Annotated in this window: 17 protein-coding genes; 10 read left to right on the top strand and 7 right to left on the bottom strand. The window is 70.4% G+C overall.

Features of this window, described 5'->3' with window-relative positions; translation table 11 throughout:
* Positions 1 to 68: 68 nt before the first annotated feature.
* From OG607_RS21125 to OG607_RS21115, 3 genes are read right to left on the bottom strand one after another with little or no spacing between them, the layout of a single operon-like run.
* Positions 69 to 785, bottom strand: coding sequence for a GAF and ANTAR domain-containing protein (locus OG607_RS21125; RefSeq protein WP_405725512.1), 717 nt, complete (start codon positions 783 to 785; stop codon positions 69 to 71).
* A gap of 30 nt (positions 786 to 815) precedes the next feature.
* Positions 816 to 1,448, bottom strand: a complete 633-nt coding sequence (locus OG607_RS21120) for a GNAT family N-acetyltransferase (RefSeq protein WP_405725509.1) — start codon at positions 1,446 to 1,448, stop codon at positions 816 to 818.
* The gene (locus OG607_RS21115) at positions 1,445 to 1,888 is read right to left on the bottom strand and encodes an STAS domain-containing protein (RefSeq protein WP_405725506.1); all 444 of its coding nucleotides are present in this window, start codon (positions 1,886 to 1,888) and stop codon (positions 1,445 to 1,447) included. Before OG607_RS21115 ends, OG607_RS21120 begins: the two co-directional genes overlap by 4 nt.
* Before the next feature lie 350 nt (positions 1,889 to 2,238).
* Here OG607_RS21115 and OG607_RS21110 point away from each other — a divergent pair, with 350 nt between their 5' ends.
* A complete protein-coding gene (locus OG607_RS21110; RefSeq protein WP_405725503.1) occupies positions 2,239 to 2,559 on the top strand; it encodes a GlsB/YeaQ/YmgE family stress response membrane protein in 321 nt (106 codons plus the stop codon).
* A gap of 19 nt (positions 2,560 to 2,578) precedes the next feature.
* Here OG607_RS21110 and OG607_RS21105 read toward each other — a convergent pair whose 3' ends face one another.
* A complete protein-coding gene (locus OG607_RS21105; protein ID WP_405725500.1) occupies positions 2,579 to 3,493 on the bottom strand; it encodes a LysR family transcriptional regulator in 915 nt (304 codons plus the stop codon).
* A 279-nt stretch (positions 3,494 to 3,772) separates the two neighbouring features.
* Between OG607_RS21105 and OG607_RS21100 the strand changes: the two genes are divergently transcribed.
* The 5 genes from OG607_RS21100 to OG607_RS21080 all read left to right on the top strand — a co-directional run bounded on the left by OG607_RS21100 (position 3,773) and on the right by OG607_RS21080 (position 6,331).
* Complete coding sequence (locus tag OG607_RS21100) at positions 3,773 to 4,054, top strand: UBP-type zinc finger domain-containing protein (protein WP_405725497.1); 282 nt, start codon at positions 3,773 to 3,775, stop codon at positions 4,052 to 4,054.
* A 21-nt stretch (positions 4,055 to 4,075) separates the two neighbouring features.
* Entirely contained in the window at positions 4,076 to 5,071 is a 996-nt protein-coding gene (locus OG607_RS21095) for an acyl-CoA desaturase (protein WP_405725494.1), read from the top strand.
* Positions 5,072 to 5,075: 4 nt separating this feature from the next.
* Entirely contained in the window at positions 5,076 to 5,702 is a 627-nt protein-coding gene (locus tag OG607_RS21090) for a GNAT family N-acetyltransferase (RefSeq protein ID WP_405725491.1), read from the top strand.
* A 79-nt stretch (positions 5,703 to 5,781) separates the two neighbouring features.
* On the top strand, positions 5,782 to 6,138 hold the full coding sequence (locus tag OG607_RS21085; protein ID WP_405725488.1) for a PRC-barrel domain-containing protein: 357 nt from the start codon (positions 5,782 to 5,784) through the stop codon (positions 6,136 to 6,138).
* Positions 6,139 to 6,163: 25 nt separating this feature from the next.
* On the top strand, positions 6,164 to 6,331 hold the full coding sequence (locus OG607_RS21080) for a hypothetical protein (RefSeq protein WP_405725485.1): 168 nt from the start codon (positions 6,164 to 6,166) through the stop codon (positions 6,329 to 6,331).
* A gap of 118 nt (positions 6,332 to 6,449) precedes the next feature.
* Here the strand turns inward: OG607_RS21080 and OG607_RS21075 are convergent, their stop codons facing one another.
* Positions 6,450 to 6,629, bottom strand: coding sequence for a hypothetical protein (locus OG607_RS21075; protein ID WP_405725482.1), 180 nt, complete (start codon positions 6,627 to 6,629; stop codon positions 6,450 to 6,452).
* 4 nt (positions 6,630 to 6,633) lie between these two features.
* Positions 6,634 to 7,212, bottom strand: a complete 579-nt coding sequence (locus OG607_RS21070; protein WP_405725479.1) for a DUF5994 family protein — start codon at positions 7,210 to 7,212, stop codon at positions 6,634 to 6,636.
* Between the two features lie 239 nt (positions 7,213 to 7,451).
* Between OG607_RS21070 and OG607_RS21065 the strand changes: the two genes are divergently transcribed.
* Entirely contained in the window at positions 7,452 to 7,931 is a 480-nt protein-coding gene (locus OG607_RS21065; protein WP_405725476.1) for a DUF5994 family protein, read from the top strand.
* Between the two features lie 81 nt (positions 7,932 to 8,012).
* Here OG607_RS21065 and OG607_RS21060 read toward each other — a convergent pair whose 3' ends face one another.
* Complete coding sequence (locus OG607_RS21060; RefSeq protein ID WP_405725473.1) at positions 8,013 to 9,617, bottom strand: ice-binding family protein; 1,605 nt, start codon at positions 9,615 to 9,617, stop codon at positions 8,013 to 8,015.
* A 498-nt stretch (positions 9,618 to 10,115) separates the two neighbouring features.
* On the opposite strand from OG607_RS21060, the gene OG607_RS21055 reads away from it, so the two are divergent.
* The 3 genes from OG607_RS21055 (at position 10,116) to OG607_RS21045 (ending at position 12,266) form a co-directional block, all read left to right on the top strand.
* Positions 10,116 to 10,490, top strand: a complete 375-nt coding sequence (locus OG607_RS21055; RefSeq protein ID WP_405725470.1) for an STAS domain-containing protein — start codon at positions 10,116 to 10,118, stop codon at positions 10,488 to 10,490.
* A gap of 121 nt (positions 10,491 to 10,611) precedes the next feature.
* The gene (locus OG607_RS21050; protein ID WP_405725467.1) at positions 10,612 to 11,493 is read left to right on the top strand and encodes a SigB/SigF/SigG family RNA polymerase sigma factor; all 882 of its coding nucleotides are present in this window, start codon (positions 10,612 to 10,614) and stop codon (positions 11,491 to 11,493) included.
* 17 nt (positions 11,494 to 11,510) lie between these two features.
* Entirely contained in the window at positions 11,511 to 12,266 is a 756-nt protein-coding gene (locus OG607_RS21045) for a hypothetical protein (protein WP_405725464.1), read from the top strand.
* Positions 12,267 to 12,300: the final 34 nt, after the last annotated feature.

Below are 12,300 nucleotides of genomic sequence, written 5' to 3'. Positions count from 1 at the left end.
CTGTGTGCGGGATCCGAACAGGTGGCGGGCGGCATCCGGCCACGCCGCCGTGGCGCGGTCGTGGGTGGTCAGCGCATCAGGCCGGTGAGGAGTTCGGTGCCGTTGACGAAGTCGCGGGCCACGTCGGAGAGGCGGAGGTTGTGTGAGCGGGCGTGGCCGCGCAGGGCGGTGAAGGCCTGTTCCATGTCGATGTCGAGGCGTTCGGCGAGTTTGCCTTTGGCTTGTTCGATGAGCACGCGGCTGTTGAGGGCGGTCTGGAGCTGCTCGTTGAGGACGGTGCTGCGCAGGGCGGAACGCTCCTGGAGGAGGCTGATGGTGGCGACGTCGGCCAGGGCCTGGGCGATGGGCGTGGCGACCGGGTCGAACGGGCCGGGGGCGGCGCGGAAGAGGTTGAGGGCGCCGACGACCTCGTCGCGCAGGCGCATGGGCAGGGCCTGGACGGCCGTGAAGCCGCTCGCCCGGGCCTCGGCGACGAAGCGCGGCCAGCGGTGGGCCTCGGTGGCCAGGTCGGGGACGGTGACGGGGGTGCCGTGGTGGAAGCACTCCAGGCAGGGGCCTTCGTCGTTCTGGAGCTGGAAGAGCTCCAGCAGGCGTACGCGTTCGTCGGAGGCGGCCATCACGCGGAGTTCGCCGTCGCGGTCCGCGAGCAGGACGCCGGCCGCGCCGGCGCCGAGCATGCCGACGCAGCGGTCGGTCAGCAGGCGCAGGAAGTCGATCAGATCGAAGTCGGCGACGAGGTTGTCCGCCAGTTCGACGAATGTCTTGGCCAGGAGCCGCTCATCCATCGTGCACACCCTCTGTTGAGCTGCCGGGGGTCATGTGGTGCCTTGGACACGGGCTCGGGCCCGGGCACGGGCCCGGGCGCGCTGCGCCCGGTCGGCCGAATCCGCCGCCGTACGCTCTTCGGCGCGCAGGACCAGCGCTCGCAGCACCGTGGGACCGGGCGGCCGGTGGACCTCGCCGATCTCCTGCCACCCCCAGGACCAGAACGCGCTGCGGGCCGCGCGATTGACCCCGTCCACCAGGGTGGCCCCCAGAGACGCCCGGTGGTCGGTGAGCAGCCGCTCCTGCATACGGCGGGCGAGCCCGCGGTTCCGCTCGTCCGGATGCACGACCATCCCAGTGATCGCGAAGACGTCCCCCGACGCGGTGAGCCGCGCGACACCGGGCGGCAGTTCGCCCTGGAAGCCGCTCCACCAGGAGCCGTCAGGCCGGACGGGGAATCCGAAGGCGCATCCCGCCAGGACCGGTGTCTCCGCGACCAGCATGGCGAATTGCGGCCGCCGGATGTCACCGGCGAGACGGAGCAGGAAGTCCTCCCGGCTGCGATGTTCCCATCCGGGCGCGGTGGCGCAGGAGCGTACGTACAGCTCGGCCAGTTCGTCCCGCCGGCCTTCGGTCTGCCCGCGGTTCAGCCGGTTCAGCCACACCCTGAGCGGATCGGTCACAGCACACCGCCGGCGACGGCGGGCCAGGCGGCGGCCGGTACGAGCCGGAACACCGACTCGTACACGGGAACAGGCGGCAGGGCGTCCGGCGCACTCCCGTCGAGGGTGCCGGGCAGTACGTGGAAGAGGGAACCCGCGCCGGTGAGGGCGAAGAGCCTGGTCAGTGCCGGACGAGGGTGGTGCAGTCGCAGGGTTCCTCCGGCGGATGCGGTGCGAAGTGACGCGTGCAGGAAGGCGTTGAGGCCGCTGCAGTCGCAGAAGGTGACGTCGGAGAGGTCGACGTCGATGGCACGTATGCCGTCGTGCAGGCACTGCGCCAGCGTCCGGCGCACCTGGGGCGCCGAGGACAGGTCGATCTCCCCGGAGAGGCTGATCTGCGAACCCTGTTCCGTGTCGCGTCGGTAGACGTTCAGGATGTGCGGCATGCGCGATGTGGCCATGATGCCTCGGTTCACGAGACCGCCCGGGTTTCCCGGTACGGTCGGTCGTACATCGGGTAGGCGAATGACCTGTCCAGCAGCCGGAGTGCTCGAACGCTTCCTGAACGTCGGGACGTCGGGACGGAGCCGGTCCGTTCGGGGATGCCTTGGGCATCCGCCCAGCAGAGGTGAGCCGCCGGGGTCTGGGACGTCTGCTCAGGAGCATAGCCCGCATGCCTGCGGGCGTGGGCGCCCCGGTGATCGGCGGAGGAGATGAGCTCTTCCCGGACCGGTGCTTTCCCGGTGGGCTGGGGTGGGGTTGGCTCAGGACTCCGTTAGTACTTTCGTTCGACTGTTGTCTGGAGTCGGTCATGGGCATCATCGCCTGGGTCATTCTCGGTCTCGCGGCCGGGATGATCGCCAAAATGCTGGTCCCCGGCAGGGATTCCGAGGGGCTGATCGTCACCACCCTGATCGGCATCGGCGGCGCGCTCCTCGGCGGCTTCCTGGCCACGAAGGTGTTCCATGTCAGCGGCACCCAGGGGTTCTTCAACCTCTCCACCTGGGTCACCGCCATCGCCGGGGCGGCCGTCCTGCTGTTCGCCTTCCACACGTTCGGCGGGCGCGGCAACAGCCGGGATTCCGGGCGCCGTTCCAGCCGCCGTTCCGGGCGCCGTTACGGCCGTAACTGAGGGCGTCAGCCGAGGGGCGTCAGGTCGTGGCCCGGTCCGTGGTGACCAGCCAGCCGAGCCGCGCGGACATGGCCCGGGCGCAGTCGACGATGGCGCGTACGCGGTCGGACTCGTCGCTCGCGCGCCACAGCACGGACCACGGGTAGTACGACGCCGGTTCGGTGAGCGGCCGCCAGATGGTCCCCGGAAGCGCGGAGATGCAGGAGGCCGGCACGCAGTACAGGCACCGTCCCTGGGCGACCAGGTCGGCGGCGGCGCGGATGCTTTCCACCGTGCCTTCGTACACGGTGGGGGTGAAGCCGGCGGCCCGGCACATCTCGACGGTGAACTGGTTGAACTCCGGTGCCTGGACCTCCTCCGCGAGCAGCAGCGGCTCCTCGGCCAGTACGGCGACCGGGATGCCGCCCATGGCCGCGAAGCGGTGGCCGCTGGGCACCATGACCCCCAGCGGGTCGTGACGGAACAGATACGAGGCCACCTGGGGCGGGGCGAGTGCGGCCCTGCCGATGCCCACGTCCAGGCGGCCGTCGATGAGTTGCTGGTACTGCTCGGGCACGCCGGTCTCGACCTGGTGGATCACCAGGCCGGGGTAGCGGGCCTGGGCCTCGTGCAGGATCTGCGGCATCGAGTCGTAGCCGGAGTCGATGATGCCGACCCGCAGCGCGGGGGACGTACCGACCGTGCTGCGGGCGATCAGCACGGCGCGCTCCACGTGGGCGAGGATCTGCCGTGCCTCGACCAGGAACACCGCCCCGGCGGTGGTCAGTGCGACATGGTGCGTACTGCGCTCCACGAGGCGGACGCCCAGTTCCCGCTCCAGCCGCTGGAGTTGCTGGCTCAGCGCCGACTGCACGATGTGCTCGCGGGCGGCCGCCCTGCCGAAGTGCAGTTCCTGGGACAGAGTGACGAAGTAGCGAAGCTGGCGCAGTTCCACGCCGTGCCACCCCCTCGCCGGCCGGGCCGGCCGGAAGGCCGTGCCGACTGTGCCGGTAAGCCAGCCTACTTCCGCGCCCCGGGCCCTGGAAGACGGGTCGGAAGGCGGGCCGGAACACGGGTCATCGGCTGCGGTGATGGACCTTGCTCGGGTTGCTCGTTTCCGTCACCGGGCCGCCGGCGTTGACTGATGCCGACAGGCCGGGCCACGCCCGGCGTCCTCGTCGCGGTAGAGAGGTTCGCCATGATCTCCGGCCGGCCCATGGTTCAGGGAACGCCTGTGGCCAGTGTGAACGGGTCGGCACCCCGGTGCGAACACCTCTACGGCCTCCCGCCGGTCATACCCAGATGGGACGGCTGCCGGGACTGCCAGGCCCGTGACGACGACTGGGTGAGCCTGCTGCTCTGCCTGAGCTGCGGCTGGGTGGCCTGTTCCGACGACTCACCGGGCCGGCACGCCAGGGCCCACTACGAGGAGACCGACCACCCGGTCGCCCGTTCCCTGAGAGCGGGCCCGGGAACGAGCCAACGCTGGTGCTACGTCCACCAGCGTGCCGTGTGATCCGATGCGAAGGAGCCAGCGATGACCCTGACAACTCAGGGGACCATGCCCGCCGCCGACTACGACGGCACGGGGCCGTTTCCCGCCGACAGCGCCGAAAGCACCGACAGCGCCGAGCCTCAGGCCGCCGGGTGGCGGATCCAGGCGGCGCTGACCGGGCTGTTCGTCGTACTCCCGTTCGCGGGCCTGGCAGTCGCGGTGTGGTTGCTGTGGGGCCACGGCATCCGGCTCGCCGACGTGCTGCTGGCCGTCGGTTTCTACGCGCTCACCGGTCTGGGAGTCACGGTCGGCTTCCACCGACTGATCACCCACCGCAGCTTCACCGCCCGCCGGTGGCTGCGGACCGGGCTGGCGGTCGCGGGCTCGATGAGCTTCCAGGGCAATGTCATCGACTGGGTGGCCGTCCACCGGCAGCACCACGCCTTCACCGACCGCCCCGGCGACCCCCACTCGCCCCACCGGTACGGGACCGGGCCCATCGGCCAACTGCGCGGCCTGGCCCACGCCCACCTCGGCTGGCTGTTCCGCTACGCCCCCACCTCCGCCGCCCGCTACGCCCCCGACCTGCTCGCCGACCCCGCGATCGTCCGGGTCGCCCGGGCGTTCCCCGCCCTGTGCGCCGCCTCGCTGCTCCTGCCCGCCCTCGCCGGCTGGGCCATCGGCGGCAACCTTTGGGCGGCGCTCACCGCCTTCCTGTGGGCCGGGCTGGTGCGGATCCTGCTGCTCCAGCACGTCACCTGGAGCGTCAACTCCCTGTGCCACATGATCGGCACCCGCCCGTACGCCAGCCGCCGCTTCGACCGGTCCACCGACCTCTGGCCGCTCTCGCTGATCTCCTTCGGGGAGAGCTGGCACAACGGCCACCACTCCGCGCCGACTTGCGCCCGGCACGGAGTGGGCCCGCACCAGATCGACCTGTCCGCCGGCCTGATCCGCGTCTTCGAACGCCTCGGCTGGGCCACCGCCGTCCACTGGCCGGCGCCGGAACGCCCCCTTCGAATTCCAGAACCGAGGTGACCGCATGCGTTCCGTCCCGCAGCCGTCAGGGCTGTCCTTCGCGCGGCTGCGGCGGCTCAACCGCTGGCAGGCCGAGGGCATGCGCGAGGACCTGGCCGACCTGTACGTGGAGTCCACCAGCACCGCCGCCGGCGCGGAGTACCGGGGGCGGGAGGACTTCCTCACGCGGCTCGCCGCAGACGTCCGGCAGCCTGGGTTCAGCATGCTGGTCGCGGAGACAACATCCCTGGCCGGGTGCGTCTTCGGTTTCCCCGTGGGCCGTGACGGCTCCTGGTGGCACGGGTTTCGCGGGCCCCTCCCGCAGAATCTCGAACAGCTCACCGCCTCCGGCCACGTCTTCGCGATCACCGCGATCGTGGTCCATCCGCACGAGCGCAACCGCGGCCTCGCCGGCCGCCTCCAGGAGCGACTGCTCGGCGACCACCACGCCTCGCTCGGCGCGGCCCTGCTGGACGAGGACGACCACGCCGCGTACAGCGCCTTCCTGTCCTGGGGATGGCAACAGATCGGCGAGGTCCACAGGTCACCCGGCCCGGCCGTGCTCCGGGCACTGATCCTCGCCCTGGGCGAGCGGACCGCCGCCGTACCTGACGGGCTCGCGCACGACGCACGCACGCAGCGCCCCGAATAGCCGCGGCTGAACATACCCGCGGAAGGATTCGGAGTGCCGAGAGCGGTAAGACGTCGGGTAGCGGGCAAAGGAGGGCACTGTGTTCGAAGCCGGCGACATCCGGGAATGGCGGGGCCATGCGGTCGTCGACGCCGGCGGCCACAAGGTCGGCACGCTTGAGGCGATCTACGTTGACACGCGCACCGACGAGCCCTCGTTCGCGACGGTCACGGTCGGTCTGCCGACGCGGCACCGGCTGGTGTTCGTGCCGCTCACCGGGGCGACCGTGGGCCCGGAGTACCTGAAGGTCGCCTACGACAAGCAGCAGGTCAAGGACGCTCCCTCGATCGGTACCGACGGGGAGCTGCTGGCGGAAGCGGAGGAGAAGGTCTTCGCGCACTACTCCCTCGGCTACCAGCTCGGCAGCGGGGGCGAGCGGCGGCTCGCCCGCCGCTGAGGTACCGGAGAGAGGAAGGCCGGGGATGGCGCTGTTTCTGCTGCTGCTCCTCGTGGCGGTCGCCCTGGGCATCGTGGGCGCGGTCGCGAAGGGTCTGCTCTACCTGCTGGTCATCGGGGTGGTCGTGTTCGCCGCCGCCCTCGTCCTGGGAGGCGTACGGCTTCGGCGAAGCGGCAGAAGCCCCGGGCGCTGAGGCCGACTGGTCAGGCGGGCGACGGGGACCTCAAACGGCCCCGGCGCATTCACGCAGGCACACCGAGGCCGTCCCTTCCGGGCCGTCCCACGTGAGGGTGGTCGACCCACTTTCCAGGCTACTGCTCCCCGCCGTGTTCGCCCCGGCGCCTCCGGTGCCGTCGGCCGACTCCCGGCAGGACGTCGCTGTAGTGGAAAGCCGTGATCCTCTCGCCGTGCTGCAGGTTGAGCCGGTGGATCAGGACCACTCCTGCGATGATCGCAACGACGATCACGGCCACGGCGACAACGGTCTCCATGTCCTCACATCCCTTGGGTGCACAGCAGCCCGGTCGGGACCGGGCTCCCGACCTCGACGGGGGCGCCGCCTCCGTCGGTCTCCCACTCCTCCTCGCGGCTCAGCGTCTCCCACGCCTCACGGGGGCCGTCCTCACCCGCCATCAGAGCGCTGGCGGTGAGAAGGTCGCCAGGCGCGGCGGCGGCAGCCATCAGCCGGGCCGCGGCGGCCGCCCCGGTCTCCGGAGGGATCACCAGCAGGTCCCAGCGGCCCACGCTGTACGAGAACAGCATCAGCTTGTTCGGGTCCTGCTCGGCGGCGAACCAGCCCACGCGCAGCGTGTGCCCGGTGACGGGCACCTTGTGCGGGATCACGGGCCAGTGCGTCGGGTTCACGGTGACGTGGGTGATCCGGCCCCAGCGCCCGTCCAGCGCGTCCGTAAGAGCCGGCAGTTCACGGGAGAGATCGCGGGAGCGGGGCCACCAGGCACCGTCCAGGAGGCCTGGACCCGACCCTGTCGGAGTGAGGGAGAGACGGGCCGCCGGTGCAGGTACGCGCTCGTTGACGATCGTGCGGTTGATGTTCGCGGTCGCGGTCGCGGTCATGGCGCGGACCTGTCCCCGGGTTCGTGTTCGACGTCCCGGCGTTGTTGCTCACCGAGAACGACACCGGCGCAGGAGCCGGTGCGCGAAGTACTCCCGGTGTCTCCAACCCTACTCCGGTCGGCAGGCCGCGGACGGGGCGCGTGACCAGGTATTTCCCGGGGAAGCGGCACCCGGAGTACCGTGAACTGACGAGATCGATTCCTTCGGCGGACCCCACCCCGACGACGGGCGGACACACGATGGCCGACTCCGACACTCCCCACGACCTGCGGCTTCTGCCGGACGCGATCAGCCATGCCGTGAAACCCGGGACGGCTCTCCTCAGGCTTGAGACGACCCATACCCGCGCCAGAATTCTCGACGGCGCATGGTGGCCGCGTTCCCGCGACATCGGCGCCGAGCTTCCCAGCCTGATCACCGCCCTGACCGAGCATCTCGGACCCGTCACGCGCGTCGGCCTGGACGCCAGTGCCTGGGAGGAACTGCCGTCACGCCTGATCGTCGACGACCGGGTCGTGCACATCGACTCCTTCCCGGTCGGTGACGACACCGTCCTCATCACCCGAGGGGACCGCGACCACTTCTCCCTGCTGGTGATCCCGCCGCGCGCTACGCCTGATGCGGCGCGCGCAGCGATGGCCAAAGCTCTCCGGGCCGACAACGTCACCCAGCCCGAACAGATCCTCATCGACACGGGCTCGGGGCGCCGCGAACGGTGAGGATGCCTCTTCGAAGGGGCGCCCCCGTTTTCCGGGAGCGCCCCTTGGCTGTGCGTTTTCCTTTCTGTCAGTTGCGGCCCGTCACCACTCGGGCTGCCACATCGGGCTCCAGTGGTCCTCCTGGTGCTTGAAGGGCGGCTTCACGTCTTCAGGGGGGCAGTCCTTCTTGTGGTCGCCGTGGTCGCCGTGGTCGCCGTGGTGATCGCCGTGATCACCGTGGTCGCCGTGGTCGCCGTGGTGATCGCCGTGATCACCGTGGTCGCCGTGATCACCGTGGTGGTCCTCGCCCGGACCACCACCAGGCCCGGCAGGGCCCTGCTCTCCGGTGTCACCCTTGGGTCCCTGCTCTCCGGAGTCGCCCTTGGGGCCGCCAGGGCCGGTCGGGCCTTGCAGACCGGTGTCGCCCTTGGGGCCGCCAGGGCCGGTCGGGCCTTGCGAACCGGTGTCGCCCTTGTCGCCCTTGGGTCCCTGCGGGCCGGTGGTTCCGGGAGTTCCGGCAGGTCCCTGCGGGCCGGTGGCTCCGGGTTTACCCGGTGTTCCGGGTGTTCCGGGTGTTCCGGGCGTTCCGGCGGGTCCCTGCGGGCCGGTGGTTCCGGGTGCCCCGGGGGTCCCGGGTGCCCCGGGCGTCCCGGGTGCTCCGGGCGTCCCGGGTGTCCCGGCGGGTCCCTGCGGGCCGGTGGTTCCGGGTGTTCCGGCAGGTCCGGCGGGTCCGGCGGGACCGGCGCCTCCGGCGGGTCCGGCAGGTCCAGCAGGTCCGGCAGTTCCGGCGGGCCCAGCGGGCCCGGCGGGCCCGGCAGTTCCGGCGGGTCCAGCAGGTCCGGCAGTTCCGGCGGGTCCGGCGGGACCAGGAGTTCCGGTAGGTCCAGCGGGTCCGGCGGGGCCCTGCGGGCCAGTGGTGCTGCAGATCGAGTTCGTGATGACGTTGTTGTCCAGCGTGACCTGGGCGGTGCTCGCCAGAGCTCGGCCTTCGATCGTGGCGCCGGTCTGTACCGCGATTTGGGCAAGGGCCATGATGGTGCCCACGAACTTGGCACCGGTCGCGATGGTGGCGGAACTGCCCACCTGCCAGAACACGTTGCAGGGCTGTGCTCCGTTGACGAGCTTGACCTGGATGTCCGAACCCGTGATCAGCGTCGATGCGGCCTGGAAGATGAAGACGGCGTTCGGGTCGCCCCCGGCGTTGAGAGTGAGGGGGATGGGTCCGGTGATTGACATCGCGTCTGTGGAGTTGTAGACGCCGGGCACCAGTGTCTTTCCGCCCAGATCCACGTTCGTGACGTCAGCTCCGCCGGTCCGTCCGGCCGCATTGTTGTAGGCGGTGGTCAGATCGTCCTGCGCCTTGAGGGACACGGCGTCGGCGCGGTGCACCGCGCCGAAGACATGCCCCGCGCCGGGGGTCGTCGAAAAGTCGAAGCCCGTCACGGCAGCGCCCGGGGAGGTCCCCAGGTCACCGTTGATGACGGTGGGGCTGAGGGGGGTATTGGTGACCGTTGGACCTGCCAAAACCGCGTAACTGGCAGCGGTCCCCATGGGGACGGTGGCTACTACTGCGGCGTGCGCGACGCCCGAGGCCATGGTGGCCGTTGCCAGCAGCGCTACGCCGGGCAGCAGAGCGAGACGTGCCTTGAGCCGATTGGCTATACGGCTTCCGCGTGGTGGACGGGACGAGGTGGCATCCACTGCCATGGGACAGACCTTTCTTGTCGCCGTTTGAGCTCAGCCGCCCCGGCAAAGGGGGACCCCGAACTCCCGTAGTGAGCTGCAGTCAGGTGATGAACCATCACCTACTCGCCAAAACCTAGGCAATAGACTGATAAAGGACATACAGATAAAGGGCCAATGGGGTTACAGGGGGTCCCTCATTCACTCGGCCGGTGGTGTCCGTAGCGGATCGAACGGGCCGTCAGCCTGGTGATCGGCCACCGAGATGAGCCGTTGCCGGATCGGTTCTTTCCCGTCCCGGGCGGGTGGGGTTTGCTGTGGGGTGAACGAGTGCGCGGATGGCGGCCCGGAGCAACCGCCGCAGGAGCGGCGGGAGTTCACGACGCCGTTCGGGCGGCCGGCGCGGCCACAGCCGCCGATGACAGGACTTATCCGGCGCATACACAGCAGGACTAGGATGCTCGGTGAAGCCCCAGACTCCCGGCAGCGTGATCGACTGTTCCGCTCCGAGGAGGCACCTGAATGCGCATCGAAGCCCTCCGCTCCGCACGGACGCTCACCCGCGCGTCCGCCGAGGACGGCATCGTCATCGCCATCGTGGGCCGCCTGGACCTCGGCACCGTTCCGGAAGTGCGAGAACGCCTCCTGCGGGCGTCCTGCGGTCCCGGCGCTGCGCTGGTCCTCGATCTGTCGGGCGTCGGCTTCTGCGATGCGCTCGGCCTGGGGATGCTGGTCGCTGTCGACCGGAGGGCCCGTCAGCGCGGTGGTGGCATGCGCCTTGTCGCGGCGTCAGATGCTGTCGTCGAGGCACTGAGAGCCAGTGGGCTGAACCGCATCCTCCCGGTCGTCCCGGCCCTTCCCGTCCTGCCCTTCCCGGAGGTCGGGGAGGCTGCCTAGGACGCCGAAGGCCGGATCACCAGGGGTGGCCGGACTTCGACGGCGTACGCATGCCGGTCCCGGGTACACGAGCGCTGCCACCTGTCACACGGGGAAGGTCTGCCTACGGAAGGTCCAGCACATGACTGCACTTGCGGGTTCGGCTTTACGGGCGCCGGTTGGGATTCGGTCGGCGGAGGAGTGTGCCGTGGCCGGCCGGCTTCCGTGGATCGAGGAAACGGGCAAGGTCGCTCCCATGGACGCGCGGGTGCTGTCGAAGGAGTTCTTCGTCCGGCTCCGGGTTCTGGAGGAGGGCACGCCGGAATACCAGTACGCGCGGAACACCCTCATCGAACTGAACGTGTCCGTGGTCAAGTTCGCGGCGGCCCGGTTCCGGCACCGCAGGGAGGGGATGGAGGAGCTCATCCAGGTCGGGATGATCGGTCTGATCAAGGCCATCGACCGCTTCGACCTCTCCCGCGAGGTCGAGTTCACCACCTTCGCGATCCCCTACATCTCGGGGGAGATCAAGCGGTTCCTGCGTGACACGAGCTGGGCGGTGCACGTACCCCGTGATCTGCAGGAGCGGCGCCTGGCGCTGGCCAAGGCCACGGAGGCGCTGTCGCAGACCCAGGACCACATGCCGACGACGGCGGAGCTGGCGTCCTACCTGGATCTGAGCCCGGGACAGGTCCTCCAGGGCGTGGTGGCGGGCAACGGCTACACCGCCGGATCACTGGACATCCCCACCGGCGAGGGCAGCGACGCCCCCGGCACCTACTCCTCCTACGCCGACCGGCTCGGCGAGGAGGACCCGGGCATGGAGAACGTGGAGAACCTGGAGGCGCTCAAGCCGCTGCTGGCCCAACTCGGGGCACGCGACCGGACGATCCTGCGGATGCGCTTCGGAGCGGAGATGACACAGTCCGAGATCGGTGCCGAACTCCACCTCTCCCAGATGCACGTGTCCCGGCTCCTGGCACGAATACTCAGGACCCTGCACGCCGGGATGTTCACCCAGTAACCGACCAGAGGATATTGATGGGTGATCCGGGAGCGGACGAAGAAGCAGAAGAAGGACGAACCCCCGAGCGCAGGGTGCTCGACCTCAGCGCCGTCCAGGTGGCCGCGAGCACGCTCGCGGCTGTCGTGGGCGCGTTGATGGCGTCCTTGCTGGGGGTGCACGGGACGATCGTCGGCGCCGCCGTGGTCAGCACCAGCGCGACCACCGGCGCCGCGCTCTTCCAGCATCTCTTCCACCGGACCGGCGAGGGGATCCGTGGGCGCATGCCGGTCGGGGGAGCGCCGAGCACACCGGGCGAGGAGCGGGTGGCTCACCGCGCCGACGCCCGGGAGGCGTTCGGTCCGCCGGCGGACGCCACGGACACCGAGCAGCGGGACGGCGTGGGCCGGAAACCCAGGGGCTGGAAGACGTACGCCCTGACGACGGGCCTGGTGTTCGTCCTGGCGATGGGCGTGGTGACCGCGGTGGAGCTGATCGCGGGCAAGCCGGTGGCGGCCGTGGTCAGGAACGAGCCGGGCAGCGGAACCTCGCTGGGCGGCGGCTCGACCGGCTCGACCGGCACCCCGAGCCCGTCCACCAGCGGGACACCAACACCAGGCGTGTCCACCGACGTGGCACCGCCGGCGGACGCCTCCACCTCCGCCTCCGCCTCGCCCGGCGCAAGTGCCTTGCCGGACGCAAGCGCCACCGCCTCCCGCACTCCGAGCCCGGGTCCGACTTCCGGTGTCAGCGTTCCGCCCTTGCCGGTTCCGTCCAGCGGCAGCGCCGGCTGAAAGGGGACAGGGACAGGAAAGGCCTGCCGGAAGT

The organism is Streptomyces sp. NBC_01537 (assembly GCF_045040445.1).
Taxonomy (GTDB): Bacteria; Actinomycetota; Actinomycetes; order Streptomycetales; family Streptomycetaceae; genus Actinacidiphila.
The sequence above is the reverse complement of the archived record's forward strand: the minus strand, read 5'-3'. Positions and strand labels throughout refer to the sequence as shown.